14 protein-coding genes are annotated in these 13,962 nt (G+C 61.3%); 9 read left to right on the plus strand and 5 right to left on the minus strand.

Features of this window, described 5'->3' with window-relative positions; translation table 11 throughout:
* Positions 1–76 precede the first annotated feature (76 nt).
* The gene (locus AC1DX3_RS01910; RefSeq protein ID WP_476987532.1) at positions 77–1,273 is read right to left on the minus strand and encodes an N-acetylmuramoyl-L-alanine amidase family protein; all 1,197 of its coding nucleotides are present in this window, start codon (positions 1,271–1,273) and stop codon (positions 77–79) included.
* Positions 1,274–1,993: 720 nt separating this feature from the next.
* On the opposite strand from AC1DX3_RS01910, the gene AC1DX3_RS01915 reads away from it, so the two are divergent.
* The 3 genes from AC1DX3_RS01915 to AC1DX3_RS01925 all read left to right on the plus strand — a co-directional run bounded on the left by AC1DX3_RS01915 (position 1,994) and on the right by AC1DX3_RS01925 (position 7,131).
* Positions 1,994–4,720, plus strand: a complete 2,727-nt coding sequence (locus tag AC1DX3_RS01915; RefSeq protein ID WP_476987533.1) for an Rne/Rng family ribonuclease — start codon at positions 1,994–1,996, stop codon at positions 4,718–4,720.
* Positions 4,721–4,905: 185 nt separating this feature from the next.
* Entirely contained in the window at positions 4,906–6,333 is a 1,428-nt protein-coding gene (locus AC1DX3_RS01920; RefSeq protein WP_476987534.1) for a M48 family metalloprotease, read from the plus strand.
* Positions 6,334–6,342: 9 nt separating this feature from the next.
* Positions 6,343–7,131, plus strand: a complete 789-nt coding sequence (locus AC1DX3_RS01925) for a DsbA family protein (protein WP_476987535.1) — start codon at positions 6,343–6,345, stop codon at positions 7,129–7,131.
* 3 nt (positions 7,132–7,134) lie between these two features.
* On the opposite strand, the gene AC1DX3_RS01930 is transcribed toward AC1DX3_RS01925, so the two are convergent.
* Positions 7,135–7,932: a thiazole synthase gene (locus AC1DX3_RS01930; protein WP_476987536.1), complete on the minus strand. Its 798-nt coding sequence runs from the start codon at positions 7,930–7,932 to the stop codon at positions 7,135–7,137.
* A complete protein-coding gene (thiS, locus tag AC1DX3_RS01935) occupies positions 7,932–8,132 on the minus strand; it encodes a sulfur carrier protein ThiS (RefSeq protein ID WP_476987537.1) in 201 nt (66 codons plus the stop codon). The genes AC1DX3_RS01930 and thiS overlap by 1 nt, the downstream gene beginning before the upstream one ends.
* Positions 8,133–8,238: 106 nt before the next feature.
* On the opposite strand from thiS, the gene aroQ reads away from it, so the two are divergent.
* The 4 genes from aroQ to AC1DX3_RS01955 are packed head-to-tail and all read left to right on the plus strand — an operon-like array spanning position 8,239 to position 11,176.
* Positions 8,239–8,691: a type II 3-dehydroquinate dehydratase gene (gene aroQ, locus AC1DX3_RS01940; RefSeq protein WP_476987538.1), complete on the plus strand. Its 453-nt coding sequence runs from the start codon at positions 8,239–8,241 to the stop codon at positions 8,689–8,691.
* Between the two features lie 40 nt (positions 8,692–8,731).
* Positions 8,732–9,220: an acetyl-CoA carboxylase biotin carboxyl carrier protein gene (accB, locus tag AC1DX3_RS01945; protein ID WP_476987539.1), complete on the plus strand. Its 489-nt coding sequence runs from the start codon at positions 8,732–8,734 to the stop codon at positions 9,218–9,220.
* Positions 9,221–9,226: 6 nt separating this feature from the next.
* Positions 9,227–10,597, plus strand: coding sequence for an acetyl-CoA carboxylase biotin carboxylase subunit (gene accC / locus AC1DX3_RS01950; protein ID WP_476987540.1), 1,371 nt, complete (start codon positions 9,227–9,229; stop codon positions 10,595–10,597).
* 21 nt (positions 10,598–10,618) lie between these two features.
* Positions 10,619–11,176: a cysteine hydrolase family protein gene (locus tag AC1DX3_RS01955; RefSeq protein WP_476987541.1), complete on the plus strand. Its 558-nt coding sequence runs from the start codon at positions 10,619–10,621 to the stop codon at positions 11,174–11,176.
* Here the strand turns inward: AC1DX3_RS01955 and AC1DX3_RS01960 are convergent.
* Complete coding sequence (locus AC1DX3_RS01960) at positions 11,173–11,808, minus strand: glutathione S-transferase family protein (RefSeq protein WP_476987542.1); 636 nt, start codon at positions 11,806–11,808, stop codon at positions 11,173–11,175. The genes AC1DX3_RS01955 and AC1DX3_RS01960 overlap by 4 nt on opposite strands.
* 103 nt (positions 11,809–11,911) lie before the next feature.
* Between AC1DX3_RS01960 and AC1DX3_RS01965 the strand changes: the two genes are divergently transcribed.
* Positions 11,912–12,493: a TetR/AcrR family transcriptional regulator gene (locus AC1DX3_RS01965; RefSeq protein ID WP_476987543.1), complete on the plus strand. Its 582-nt coding sequence runs from the start codon at positions 11,912–11,914 to the stop codon at positions 12,491–12,493.
* A gap of 74 nt (positions 12,494–12,567) precedes the next feature.
* Positions 12,568–13,218, plus strand: a complete 651-nt coding sequence (aat, locus tag AC1DX3_RS01970) for a leucyl/phenylalanyl-tRNA--protein transferase (protein ID WP_476987544.1) — start codon at positions 12,568–12,570, stop codon at positions 13,216–13,218.
* Here the strand turns inward: aat and AC1DX3_RS01975 are convergent.
* Positions 13,215–13,961: a DUF2155 domain-containing protein gene (locus tag AC1DX3_RS01975; RefSeq protein ID WP_476987545.1), complete on the minus strand. Its 747-nt coding sequence runs from the start codon at positions 13,959–13,961 to the stop codon at positions 13,215–13,217. The two genes, aat and AC1DX3_RS01975, sit on opposite strands and share 4 nt — an antisense overlap.
* Position 13,962 lies beyond the last annotated feature (1 nt).

Genomic DNA, 13,962 nt, shown 5'->3' on the forward strand with positions numbered 1-13,962 from the left:
AACGAGGCCGCGATAATGAAAAAGGCCCCGCGCGACAGCGCAGAGCCCTTTATTTTCAGACCTTTATCGCGGGTTTTTAATTCAAGCCGGCAAATGAGGCATAACGGACATCATTGGCGAAATATTGGTCGATCGCCTTGGCCACCTGCCCCATCATCAGCGCGCGGTGCGCCGAATCATTGAGCATGGTTTCGTCACGCGGATTATTGACGAAGCCCATTTCCAGAAGGACGGCCGGGACGTCGGGCGCCAGCAGGACGACGAAGCCGGCCTGGCGCAGATTGCTCTTCAGCAAGGGAGTCGAGCCGCCGATGTGATCCATGACCAGCTGGGCGAAAGTAGCGGAGCGGTTCTTGGTGGCGCGCTGGGTCAGGTCGATCAGGATACGGTTGACTATGGCGTCGGCGCCGTTGGGCTGGTCGGCCAGGGACCAGTCGCCCTTGACCATGGCCTTCCTGGCGGCGCGTTCGGTGCCGGAGTCGGACAAGGTGTAGATGGAGGCGCCACTGGTACCGCCGTCGCCACCGGAGTCCGAGTGTAACGAGATGAACAGATCGGCGTTGGCCGAACGGGCGATGCGGACACGGGCCGGCAGGTCGACAAAGGTGTCGGTGTCGCGCGTCATGATGACATTATAACGGCCAGTCTTCAGCAGGGCGTCGCGCAGGGCCTTAGCGGCGGCCAGGTTGACGTCCTTTTCAAGGGTCGTGCCGCCGTGGGCGCCCGGATCCTTGCCGCCATGGCCGGCGTCGATGATGATCGTCTTCTTGTTATTGGTCGTGACGGACGCCAGTTCGGTCTGTTGGTGAGCGAGCGGCGTGGCAATCACTGGAACGGGCGCCGGCTGCGACACGGAGGTGTCGGCGCCCTTCGGCACCACGTCGATGACATAGCGATAGACGCTGATGCCGTCGGCCGGCGGCAGCAGGAAACGGCGATAGATGCGCGATTCCTTGTTGAAGCTGAGTTTGAGGCGGGTGCTGCCGGCGATATTTTCGATCTTCCAGCCGGCGATCAGCCCCTGGGCGCCGCCCGTGACGGCCTTGCCGACGCCGACGTCGGGGAGCGCCAGAACCTGCTGATCGTATTGATCTTCGCGGGTCACCAGCTTGGCGGCCACGGTCTTGTCGAGCTCGATAACGATGCGCGTTTGCGTCGCATCGCCGCCCAACCGGACCTTGACCACATTGCCGGAAACATTTTCCGCCGCTGCCGGCTGGGCCAGGCCCAGTGAAACACACATCACGCCGGCGGCCATGGCGCCCCACGCCATTTTCGCGGTACTCCGAACGCTACACCCAAAAACGCTACCCAAAGCCTTGAACCTTCGGTTCATGCACGACTCCAACCACCACGTCCGGCATATTTTACAGCGGACCTATTGTTGAAGCCACTATGACGCATGGTTGTAGAAATACGATTAAATGTTACAGTTTTTTCCCCCTTAACTTATTTGGTTGCCAAAGGGTTAAGAAAAAGTTCGCATTTCATTGTATAACGCCGGTTGTGAATACCGGGCGTGGCCGGCCGGGACCTCCGGCGCAGCGCCCCGGACACACCGCGCAAAAGAAATCGGTTGACCTGCTCGCCTTTTTGCCGACATGTTGCAAATTGGTATCGCCTGTTCGAGTCCGGCCATAAGCGCAGACTTTGTGTCATCCCGAACGCCGGCGAACCTTGTGATGACGGGGCTGCGGTATTATCTCGTTTTCAGGTTTGGGCCAAAGCCCGGCGATGGAAGCGCTGAACTCTCACCCGGACCCGAAACCACGCCCTATTAAAAATGTGCGCTCTTCATAAAGCGCAACGCGTACGGAACAATAACTTATGGGCAGTGCCTTGAACATCCTCAACGGATTTTCAGCGAGACCCGGCATCCTGCGAGATGCCTGTGCACGCGCACGCCTTCACACCCCCTATCAGCGCCACGCCCTTGCGGCCTCCGTCACCGACGGATGGCTCGCCGCGTTCGAGCGCTTCGGAGATACTTTTAATGTCCAAGACAATGTTAATCGACGCGACCCACACGGAAGAGACCCGTGTCGTCGTGCTCAACGGCTCGCGAGTTGAAGAATTTGATTTCGAAAGCCACGCCCGCAAACAACTCCGCGGCAATATTTATCTTGCCAAGGTCACGCGCGTAGAGCCCAGCCTCCAGGCGGCCTTCGTCGAATACGGCGGCAACCGTCATGGTTTCCTCGCCTTCAACGAAATCCATCCCGACTATTACCAGATCCCGGTCGCCGACCGCGAGAAGCTGATGGCCGAACTGGCTCAGCAGGCCGCCGCCAATAACGGCCACGGCAGTTCGCACGACGATGACGACGAAGACGAGGACGATCACGACGATGGCGACGACCTGCCAGACGAAGAACGCCGTCTGCGCCAGCACCTGATCCGCCGCTACAAGATCCAGGAAGTCATCAAGCGCCGCCAGATCCTTCTCGTTCAGGTCGTCAAGGAAGAACGCGGCAACAAGGGCGCGGCCCTCACCACCTATATGTCGCTGGCCGGGCGCTACTGCGTCTTGATGCCCAATACAGCGCGCGGTGGCGGCATTTCGCGCAAGATCACCAATGCGCCGGATCGCAAGCGCCTGAAGTCGCTGGTACAGAGCCTGGATGTGCCGCACGGCATGGGCTTGATCGTGCGCACCGCCGGCGCCAAGCGGACCAAGCTCGAAATCAAACGCGATTACGACTATCTGCTGCGCGTGTGGGAAACCATTCGCGAGACCACCCTGCGTTCGAACGCGCCGGCCCTGATCTATGAAGAAGAAGACCTGGTCAAACGCGCCATCCGCGACCTGTTCGACAAGGATTTCGACGGAGTCCTGGTCGAGGGCGAAGAGGGCTACAAGTCCGCCAAGGACTTCATGCGCATGATCATGCCGTCCCAGGCCAAGAAGATTCAGCTCTACAAGGCCAATGCGCCGTTGTTCGCGCGTTACGGCGTCGAAGACCTGATCTCGAAGATATACTCACCGAACGTGCCTCTGAAGTCGGGCGGCTATCTGGTCATCAACCAGACCGAAGCCCTGGTCGCCATCGACGTCAATTCCGGCAAGTCGACCAAGGAACGCAATATCGAGGCCACGGCCTTGAAGACCAATATGGAAGCGGCCGAGGAAGCTGCGCGCCAGATGCGCCTGCGCGACCTGGCCGGCCTGGTGGTCATCGACTTCATCGATATGGATGAGCCGAAGAACAACCGCGCCGTCGAAAAGAAACTGAAGGACGCGTTGGCCGAAGACCGCGCCCGCATCCAGATGGGCAAGATTTCCGGCTTCGGCCTGATGGAAATCAGCCGCCAGCGCCGCCGTACCGGCTTCCTGGAAGGTACGACCATCGTCTGCCCGCATTGCGAGGGTCAGGGCCGTATCCGCTCGGTCGACTCGGCCGCTCTCTCCGTCATGCGCGCCATCGATATGGAAGCCATGCAGAACGGCGCCGGCGCCATCACCGTCAAGGTGCCGATGGATATCGCCCTCTATATCCTCAACGAAAAGCAGGTCCACCTGGCCAAACTGCGCCTCGAATGGGGCCTGAAGGTCAATATCGAGATCGACACCGATCTCGGCCACACCGAAATGGCGATCGTCCGCACGCTCAATGCAGATGAGGTCGATTTCGTGCCGCCGGTCCGTCCGGAACCCATCGCCTTCGACACCACGCCCGACGTCCCCGAGGAAGCCGACGAAGACGAGGACGACGAAGCGGCGATCGAACGCGAAGACACGGACGACGACGAAGCCTCCGAGCGCGTTGAGAGCCGCGAACCGCGCCGCGAACGTGAAGGTGGACGCGACGATAGCGATCGCAAGGGCAAGCGCCGCCGTCGCCGCCGCGGTGGCAGAGACCGTGACACCGACGAACGTCCTGCCAACGCCGCCCAGGCCCCGGTTGGTGACGCCACTGAAGGCGACGACGACGGTGAAGAGGCCGACGACGGCAGCGACGACTTCCGCAAGGGCCGCCGCCGCCGCGGTCGCCGCGGTGGCCGCCGCGCCGGGTTCGAGAACCGTCCGCGTGAAACCTATAGCTGGGTCCGCGCCCGTACGCCCTCGCTCGAAGCCCCCTATGTCTGGATCGACCCGTTCGAAGAGCAGCAGAAGCGTTTCGAGAACGAGCGTCCGCGCCATGAAGCCCCGGTCCAGGCCCAGGACGTTGTCCAGGAAGGCCCGCTCGGCGCCGAAAGTACGCAACCGACCTCACTGGTGCCCGAAGCCCTGCGCGACCAACCGGCGCCCAAGCGCCAGCGCCCGCCGCGCCGTTCAAGGGGTGGTGTCGACGCCGCCAATCCGGTGGCGCCCGACCAGTCGGAATCGTTGACGACCGCCCCCATGCCGACCTCGCATGACGTCGACTCCGGTGTCACGCCCGACCTCGAGCCTGAATCCGCCGCCTCGATCGCTCCGATCGCCGGTGCTGAAATTCCGGCCGAAGTCGGCGACATGGCCGAACCCGTGATCGCCGAAGCCGTGGAAGCGGCCCCGCCCGTCCGCAAAAGCCGCAGCCGCAAGAAGGCCGTGCCCGAAGCGGTGGCCGAAGCGCTTGCGGTTGAAGCACCGGTCCCGGCACCCGTAACGGAAAAGGTTCTCGAAACCGTCGCCGTCGCCGCGCCCGAACCGGTCGCCGCAGAGCCCGTCTCGGCCGAGCCGGATCCGCACGAAATCGCCGCTCCGCCCGAAAAGCCCAAGCGCGGCTGGTGGCGCCGGTAGGGCCTCGGGCCCTACACCCGATAGCGACGCTATCCGATGCCGGTTCACGCCAAGAACCGGTATCGGATGCGTCCAAGTGAATCGAGTGAAAATTGTTCATAGTCGGTTCATCCGACAGGCCTTAGATTTGTCACGCTTGCTCCCTACATAAAGCGTAAGCCAGGCTGCTACGGATCACTCACGTCATGGACGTCATTGCACTGCTTTCCCGCGCCAAACCTATGACTCGGGTTTTGACCGGCGGCGCCCTCGCCCTGACGGCTCTGGCGCTTGTCTACACGCCGGCCCTCGCCCAGGACGATCCGGGCAATTCGCAAAACGTCATCCGCGACACCGAAATCGAAACCTTCCTCAAGACCAAGACGACACCGGTCCTTGACGCCGCCGGGCTCGACTCGTCCAAGGTTCATTACTTGCTCATCGCAAGTGACGATCTCAACGCGTTTTCCACCTTCCATCTCACCATCGGTCTCAATACCGGCCTGATCATGCAGGCCGATACGCCGAACCAGTTGTTCGGGGTTATCGCCCACGAAACCGGCCACCTTAGCGGCGGCCACATGATGCGTACCGACGAAGTCGAGCGCGCTGGTCGTGCGCCCATGGCCATTTCTCTGGGCCTCGGCGTCATCGCCGCCCTGGCCGGTGCACCGGCCGCCGGGGCCGGTATCATGGCGTCGTCGCCGACCTTCGGCGCCCTGGGGTCACTGCATTACATGCAGACCGAGGAGTCGGCCGCTGACGTCGCCGGTGTCAAGGCCATGGAAAAGGCCGGGATGTCCGGCAAGGGCCTGGTCGATTTCTTTTATAAATTCCGCAGTGTCGAGCTGTTTTCCGACGCTGAGCGCTACGAATTTTTCCGCACTCACCCGCTGTCGCGCGAACGTATTCAGGCCTTGCAGGGCTTCGCCAGCAAGCAGCCGCATTACAATGTCGTCGACACACCCGAGACCATCGCCCAGTTCGATATCGTCAAGGCCAAGCTGTCGGGTTTCCTCAACGAACCGCTCAAGACCTTCCAGACCTATCCTTTAAGCGACACCTCCTACCCCGCCCGCTATGCCCGCGTCATCGCCACCTATAAGCAGGGCAATTGGGACAAGGCCCTGGCTGACCTCGACACGCTTCTGACCGAACAGCCGAACAATCCCTATCTGTGGGAGTTGAAGGGCCAGATCTATTTCGAAACCGCCCGTCCCGCCCTGGCCAAGCCGGCGCACGAAAAGTCGGTCTCGCTGATGCCCCAGGCCCCGCTGCTGCAGCTCAATCTCGGCCAGACCCTGATCGCGCTGGGCGACAAGGACGATCTCAACGAGGCTGTCGAGCACCTGCAGGAATCGATCAAGTACGAAGAAGACGACGGCTTTGCCTGGGCGCAACTGGCCCAGGCCTATGACGCGCTGAACAAGCCGGGCGAGGCGCGCCTTGCCACCGCCGAGTCCCAGTTCTATAGCGGCGACTACGAAGCGGCGCGCACCTCGGCGGTGTGGTCGCAGAAATATCTCGACTCCGCCTCGCCCGAATATCGCCGCGCCCGCGATATCGTTCTGACCACCTCATCCGAACTCGGCATCGATCCTGTCGAAGGCGAAACCAAGCGCCGCCATAATTGAAAGCCCCAAGTGACCGAAGAAACCCCGACGACCGAGAACCCCGCCCTCAAAGCCTCGCCTGCAAGCTTTCTCACTGAAGTCTTTTCGCAAGCCAATATCACGACAGGCCTGGCGGTTTTCGCCGTCATCCTGGCCGCAGCGCCCTATGTCGTGCCGCAATTGCAAGCCTATCAGGTTCAGCGCGGTTTGATGGCGCAACCGGCCATGATCGAAGCCGCTCAGGTCAAGTTGCAGAACCAACGCGTCGCCGACAAGGCCAAGGACATGGCCGTACAAATCAAGGCGCGTCATGACTCGATCTTCAACGACAAGTCCGATCCGGTGATCAATCCCGCTGGCAAGATCAAGGTCGTCGAATTTCTCGATTATCAATGTGCTTACTGCCGTGCCGCGACGCCGGCCTTGCACGCTTTCCTGGCTGAAAATCCGGATGTCCAACTGATCATCAAGGAGTACCCCGTCGTCCACCCGCCCTCGTCGGTGACCCTGGCGGCTTACGGCATGGCGGCCTATCAGGGCGGCCATTACGACAGCGTCCACTATGCCTTGCTGACCGAAAAGATCGAGACCCAGACGGCGATGAACGCGGTTCTGACGCGCGCCGGCCTCGATCCGGAAGCGGCCAAGGCGGCGGCGACGTCGAAAGCCGTCACCGACCATATCAATCGCACGATCCAATTGGGCAACGACCTGGGCATCGACGGCACGCCGACCTTTATCGTCGGCAATACGTCGATCGACGGCGCGCGTATCGAGGACCTGAAGGCCGCGGTGGAAGCTGTCCGCGCGGGGAAGTAGAGGCTAAATCAAGCCGCCAAGGGGCGATGACGGATCGGCGTACATCTTCCGTGCCATGCGGCCGGCGAGATAGGCTTCGCGGCCGGCAATGACGGCGTGTTTCATGGCGACGGCCATGCGGATCGGGTCCTGGGCGCCGGCGATCGCTGTATTGGTCAGGACGGCGTCGCAGCCCAGTTCCATGGCGATGACCGCGTCCGACGCCGTGCCGACGCCGGCATCGACCAGGACCGGCACCTTGGCCTGTTCGACGATCAGCCGGACATTGACGCGGTTCTGGATGCCGAGCCCCGAGCCGATCGGAGCGGCCGCCGGCATGATGGCCGCGGCGCCGGCTTCTTCGAGACGCTTGGCGAAGACGACGTCGTCGGTGCAATAGACCATGACGTCGAAGCCGTCCTTGACCAGCAGTTCCAGCGCCCGCAAGGTTTCAGGCATGTCGGGATAGAGGTGGACACTGTTCGACAGCACTTCGAGCTTGACCAGGTTCCAGCCGCCGGCCTCGCGCGCCAGGCGGAGCGTCCGGACGGCGTCTTCGCCGGTGAAACAACCGGCGGTGTTGGGCAGGAAGGTGAAACGTTCCGGCTTGACGAAATCGGCCAGCATGGGCTGGGTGGGATCGCTCATATTGACGCGGCGCAGGGCCACGGTGACGATCTCGGCGCCAGAGGCTTCGGCGGCGGAGGCGTTTTGGGCATAGTCCTTATATTTGCCGGTGCCGACGATCAGGCGCGAGGTAAAGGTACGACCCGCCACGGTCCAGCTGTCCGCAACCTTAGTTTCGCCTAAAGTATCCGCCATCATCCGCCTCCAACAAAATGTACGATTTCCAGCTGGTCGCCATCAGCCAGGCCTGTTGCCAGGTAGAGCGACCGCGGAACGATTTCACGGTTGCGTTCGACCGCAACCTTGCGGCTGTCCAACCCGATGTCATCGATCAACGACGCCACATTGGAGGCCGTAACCTCCCTGTCCTCGCCGTTCAACACTATTTTTACCATCTTTATGCCAGTTTTTTTGAGCTAAACCCTTAGCCAAACGCGCTTGTGCTTGTGACAGGCGGGCCAAACCTATACAAGACCCCCTTCGCAACCGCACGCAGGTTTCATGTCAACAGTTTCGCCGTCACGTTCCATATATGTCTTGAACGGCCCGAATCTCAACCTGCTTGGGGTCCGTGAGCCGGAAATTTATGGCTACACGACCCTGGCCGACATCGAATCACGCTGCCGGGCCCTGTTGGCCGACACTGGCTATCCGCTCGTCTTTCGCCAGAGCAACCACGAAGGCGAACTGATCGACTGGATTCACCAGGCCCGCGAAGACGGCTGCGCCTTGATCATCAATCCGGCAGGTTACGGTCATACCTCGGTCGCTCTCCTGGATGCGCTCAAGGCCTTGACCATTCCGGTGATCGAATGCCACCTCTCCAACCCACAAACGCGCGAGCCTTTCCGGCATCACTCTTATGTGTCGCTTGCGGCCAAAGGGATTGTTGCAGGATTTGGCGCAGTTGGTTATGAACTGGCCATCCAGGCGGCGCTCGCCCTCGTAAAGTAATTAGAGTCTTATTCCACAAGACTTTTTTCAAGGTTTTCCCATGACGACAGCTAAAACCCCCGTTGATTCGATCGACCCTAAACTGGTGCGCGCCCTCGCCGACATCCTGAAGGAAACCGAACTGACGGAGATCGAAGTCGAGCAAGGTGCGCTGAAGATCCGCGTCGCCCGTCAGCTGACGGCCGCCCCCACCGTCACCTATAGCGCGGCGCCGGCCGCCGCTCCCGTAGCCGCCGCGCCCGCCCAGGCTGCGCATGCCGAAACGCCCGCCGCAGCAGCCCCGGCCGCCGTCGCCAAGGACGCCATCAAGTCCCCCATGGTCGGGACTGTCTATCTCCAGGCTCAGCCCGGCACGCCCGCCTTCATCAAGGTCGGTGACAAGGTCAAGGCCGGCCAGACGCTGTTGATCATCGAAGCCATGAAGACCATGAACCCGATCCCGAGCCCGCGCGAAGGCGTGGTGGCGCAGATTCTGGTCAACGACGCCCAGCCGGTGGAATTCGGCGAAGCGCTCGTCGTCTTCGAGTAAGCGAACATGAAAACCTTTGACAAGATCCTGATCGCCAATCGCGGCGAGATCGCGTTGCGCGTCATCCGTGCCGCCAAGGAAATGGGCATCAAGACGGTTGCCGTCCACAGCGAGGCCGACCGCACCGCCATGCACGTCCATCTGGCCGACGAATCCGTCTGTATCGGGCCGGCCGCGGCGTCGAAATCCTATCTCAACATCCCGTCGATCATTGCCGCCGCCGAAATCACCGGCGCCCAGGCTATCCATCCGGGTTACGGCTTTCTGTCGGAAAACGCGCGTTTTGCGGACATCGTCAGCGCCCACGGCATGACCTTTATCGGTCCCAAGGCCGAGCACATCCGCATGATGGGTGACAAGATCACCGCCAAGCAGGCTGCGCGCGACACCGGCATTCCGGTCGTTCCCGGCTCCGACGGCGGCGTCGCCACGGTCGAGGAGGCTATCGAGGCGGCTGAATCGATCGGTTTCCCGTTGATCATCAAGGCCGCCGCCGGTGGTGGCGGGCGCGGCATGAAGGTCGCCAAGGACCGCGATTCGCTGTCCGAAGCCGTATTGAGCGCCCAGACCGAAGCCGCTGCCGCGTTCGGCGACGGCACGGTCTATATGGAACGCTACCTGCAACGGCCGCGTCACATCGAAATCCAGGTGATCGCCGACAGCCACGGCAATGTCGTGCATCTGGGTGAACGCGATTGTTCGCTGCAGCGCCGTCACCAAAAGGTTTTGGAAGAAGCGCCATCGCCGGTTATCGATGACGCTGCGCGCGACAAGATCGGCATGATCGTTGTCAATGCCATCAAGAAGATCGGCTATCTCGGCGTCGGCACCATCGAATTCCTCTATGAAGACGGTGAGTTCTTCTTCATCGAAATGAACACACGTTTGCAGGTCGAGCACCCGGTGACCGAATATGTCACCGATATCGACCTGGTCCGTGAGCAGATCCGCATCGCCGAGGGCTATCCCCTGTCCTTTACCCAGGACGATGTGAAGCTGCGCGGCCACGCCATCGAAGTCCGTATCAATGCTGAAAACGCTCGCACCTTTGTGCCGTCGCCCGGCACGGTGACCGATTTCCACGCCCCTGGCGGCCTGGGCGTGCGCATGGATTCGGCCATGTATAACGGCTATTCCATCCCGCCCTATTACGACTCGCTGATCGGCAAGCTGATCGTCCATGGCCGCGACCGGCCCGAAGCCCTGGCCCGCCTGCGCCGGTCGTTGCAGGAAACCGTGGTCTCCGGCATCGATACAACGATCCCGCTGTTCCTCGACCTGTTGAATGAGCACGATATCCAGACGGGGGATTACAATATCCACTGGCTGGAAAACTGGATCAAGGCCCAGGAAGCCATCGCGCACCCGATCGGATAATCTCTTCCCAAAGGCAGTATCATGACGACCGCCCTGCTGCTGATCGATATCCAGAACGCCATTGTTGCCGGCAAGGCCAGCCCCGCGCGTCAGCCGGCGGTCGATGCGGCCTTGGACGCCATGATCAAACGCTTGAGCAAGGTGTTGTACAAGGCCCGTGCCGCCGGCGTCCCCGTCATCGTCGTCCAGCATGACGGTACGGAGGATCATCGCCTCGCTACCGGCACCGAGGGTTGGGAGTTGCGGCCGGAACTGGCGCCTTTGTCGTCCGAGATGCTGATCCACAAACACTTTAGCGACGCCTTTTTCGAAACGACGCTCGGCGCCTATCTGTCGCGCAAGTTTATCGAACGGGTGGTGATCGGCGGCTGTATGAGCCAGTTCTGCGTCGATACCACTGTGCGAAGCGCTGTCGCCCACGGTTATGATGTCACCTTGCTCAGCGACGGCCATACGACCGGCGACAATGACGTATTGGGCTATGAACAGATCATCGCCCACCATAACGCCACGCTCGACGGCTTCGATGCCGGCGATCGTGACGTTAAGCTTATGGCCTGCGACGAGATCGAGTTTTAGGCCGCGAGGAAGCGGTCTTCCTGCTCGGGCCACGGGTTGGCCCAGGCGGGAATGGTCATTAAACCGTCGAGCCAGCGGATGATATGGCTGTGGTCCTGCATCGGCATGTGGGCCGCGCGCCAATAGGCCGCCATCGACGCCAGTTGGAAATCGGCGATGGTCAAACGGCCACAGGCAACGAAATAGCGGCCCGCCAGATGATCGTCCAGCACCTTGGCGTAACGATGGAAGGCCTCGTCCTTGCCTTCCAGGGCGGCCAGATCGGCTGTGCCGAAAGCGAAGGTCGCCTTGACGACGTGTTCGAAATAGTAGGGTGACACGACGCCGATCCAATGGCAGTCGTTCCAAGACAGCCAGCGCAGGACCTCGGCCTGCTCGGCGGGATTGTCCGCCGGCCACATGTCCGATCCGGCCTTGATGCAGAGATAGGCCATGATGGCGGACGATTCCCACAGGACGGTGTCGCCGTCGACCAGGACCGGCGCCTTCATATTGGGATTGAGAGCAATATAGTCGGGCGTTTTCATGCCGCCCTTCACATCCATCTCGATCAGTTCGGCATCGATGCCGAGATGTTTCACCAGCGCCAGCACGCGCCGCGGTGCCTGGGCCTTGATCCAATATATCTTCATAATTGCGTCCTCCCTCGGGTTGCCGGGACAGCATGACGGCGGACTATTTATGTTCAAGAACATATTATAAAATCGGCTAGACTGACGAAAAGGAGACTTTTCCATGCCTTACAGTGTCGAACACAAGCTGCGCACGCGCGAACGCATTGTCGTTTCGGCGCGACGCCTGTTCAACCGTTTCGGCTTCGCCCAGGTAACGATCGAGCAGATCATGGCCGATGCCGAATTGACCCGCGGCGGTTTCTACAACCACTTCACCAACAAGGAGGAGCTGTTTTGCGAGGCGGTGTCGAGCTACATTACGTGCAACCCGTTGACGACGCGGATCGAGGAGACGGCCATCCACCCCGACACGCCGCGGACCCTGGCGCGCATGCTGATCAATATGTATCTGAGCGACGAGGTACTCGACAACGACGCCATGCATTGTCCGCTCTATGCCCTGCCCTCGGATGTTTCACGCACGGGTTTGTCTCAGGCGGCCTATACCGACCTGATCCGGGCCATGACCGAGGTCTATCGGATGGCGTGCGCTGGCAGTGACGACGCACAAAAGCGGGCCGAAAGCATTGTGTCGCTGTGCGTTGGCGGGATGGTGCTGGCGCGGACGACCAATGATCCGGGTTTGCGGCAATCCTTGCGGGCGGCCGCGAGGGATCAGGCGCTGAAGCTGCTGGATGGGTAACGACATTTCCTCTTGAATAGGAATGGGCAAATCAGCCTAGATGGCGTTTCGCCGCTCACCCTAACCATGCCTGAATGCCCAGCTTTACACTCGACGATCTGATTACCTGCTATCGCACCGGCATCTTCCCGATGTCGGATGCGCGCGATGACGAGTATCTGTTTCTGGTCGACCCACCGATGCGCGGTGTCCTGCCGCTGGACGGGTTGCACGTGCCGTCGCGGCTGGCGCGGACGGTGCGCAAGGACGACTATACGGTTCGCATCGACACCGCCTTCACCCAGATGATCGAAATGTGCGCCGAGGAGGCGCAGAACCGCACTTCGACCTGGATCAGCCATTCCATCCAGGCCCTGTACCAGGCCTTGTTCGCGCGTGGCCTGGCCCACAGTGTCGAGGTTTGGGACGGTGATGAGTTGCTGGGCGGGTTATACGGCGTGGCGATCGGCGGTGCATTTTTCGGTGAAAGCATGGTGTCGCGCGCCCGCGATGTGTCGAAGATCGCCCTGGTGCATCTGGTGGCGCGGCTGAAGGCCGGTGGCTTTACCCTGCTCGATTGCCAGTTCCAAACCGAGCACCTTAGCCAGTTCGGTGTCGTCGAAATTCCCAAGTCCGAGTATGTGGTAAAGCTAGCGGCGGCGATCGATCTCAAGACGGATTTCTACGACCTGCCGACGGGGGCATCGGGCAGGGATGTCATGAAGATCGTGTTGGAAAACGCCTAACTAGCCAAGGGTTTACGGCAGCCGACGACCCAGGCATCATAGACCGGATGCTGGATCGGATTGAGGCTGGGCGTCGAGGCGAAGGTCCAGCCGTGGAAAATTTCCTTGGACTTGATCGCTGCGGCCGTATGGGTGGCGTCAGACGGACTGGTGCGAACCTGCATATAGGCCATGACATCGGGCTGCATTTCGTCGTCCGCCGTCGTTTCGCACGCCTTGACGATATAGATCAGGCCCTTGTAGCGCACAGCCGAGCCAATCGGCGCTTCGAAACGCACGCTTTCGGCGGTGACCTTGTCGAGCGCTTCGATGACCGCCGACGCATAGCGCGTGCGCTTCTTCGGCGTGTAGCTGACCGAACTCGACGAAGACGAGAACGAGGCCTGCGCCATCCGCGTTCCGGCGTCATCGACGGGTTTGGCGGCAACACTGGAGGGCGGCACGAAGGGGTGCAATTCACCCGGCGCCGGCGACGACTCCGCCGTCACGGGCGCCGGTGCGACCGGCACGGACTCGGTGGCGGGCTTGGCCTTCTTCTTTTCCGGCACGTAGGGTTTGTACTGCACGCCGTCGACATAATAGGGTTCGCGGTCGTAATCGGCGCTGTCGACATAGTTCGGCACGCTCTTGCCACCGTCGCCGCGATCCCGTGTCGGGGGCGGCACCTGGGCAGACGCCGGAATGATGGCGCTGGCCACGACCGCGCCGAGCACAAGCATGGACAGGCGGGCGCGACGCATCATG

The organism is Asticcacaulis sp. P2_B1, assembly GCF_056404915.1.

Excerpts from the sequence above, each read along its gene's own strand:
- AC1DX3_RS01910 (WP_476987532.1), bottom strand. The coding sequence starts at position 1,273 with ATGGCGTGGGGCGCCATGGCCGCCGGCGTGATGTGTGTTTCACTGGGC.
- AC1DX3_RS01915 (WP_476987533.1), top strand. The coding sequence starts at position 1,994 with ATGTCCAAGACAATGTTAATCGACGCGACCCACACGGAAGAGACCCGT.
- AC1DX3_RS01920 (WP_476987534.1), top strand. The coding sequence starts at position 4,906 with ATGGACGTCATTGCACTGCTTTCCCGCGCCAAACCTATGACTCGGGTT.
- AC1DX3_RS01930 (WP_476987536.1), bottom strand. The coding sequence starts at position 7,932 with ATGGCGGATACTTTAGGCGAAACTAAGGTTGCGGACAGCTGGACCGTG.
- thiS (WP_476987537.1), bottom strand. The coding sequence starts at position 8,132 with ATGGTAAAAATAGTGTTGAACGGCGAGGACAGGGAGGTTACGGCCTCC.
- aroQ (WP_476987538.1), top strand. The coding sequence starts at position 8,239 with ATGTCAACAGTTTCGCCGTCACGTTCCATATATGTCTTGAACGGCCCG.
- accB (WP_476987539.1), top strand. The coding sequence starts at position 8,732 with ATGACGACAGCTAAAACCCCCGTTGATTCGATCGACCCTAAACTGGTG.
- accC (WP_476987540.1), top strand. The coding sequence starts at position 9,227 with ATGAAAACCTTTGACAAGATCCTGATCGCCAATCGCGGCGAGATCGCG.
- AC1DX3_RS01955 (WP_476987541.1), top strand. The coding sequence starts at position 10,619 with ATGACGACCGCCCTGCTGCTGATCGATATCCAGAACGCCATTGTTGCC.
- AC1DX3_RS01960 (WP_476987542.1), bottom strand. The coding sequence starts at position 11,808 with ATGAAGATATATTGGATCAAGGCCCAGGCACCGCGGCGCGTGCTGGCG.
- AC1DX3_RS01965 (WP_476987543.1), top strand. The coding sequence starts at position 11,912 with ATGCCTTACAGTGTCGAACACAAGCTGCGCACGCGCGAACGCATTGTC.
- aat (WP_476987544.1), top strand. The coding sequence starts at position 12,568 with ATGCCCAGCTTTACACTCGACGATCTGATTACCTGCTATCGCACCGGC.
- AC1DX3_RS01975 (WP_476987545.1), bottom strand. The coding sequence starts at position 13,961 with ATGATGCGTCGCGCCCGCCTGTCCATGCTTGTGCTCGGCGCGGTCGTG.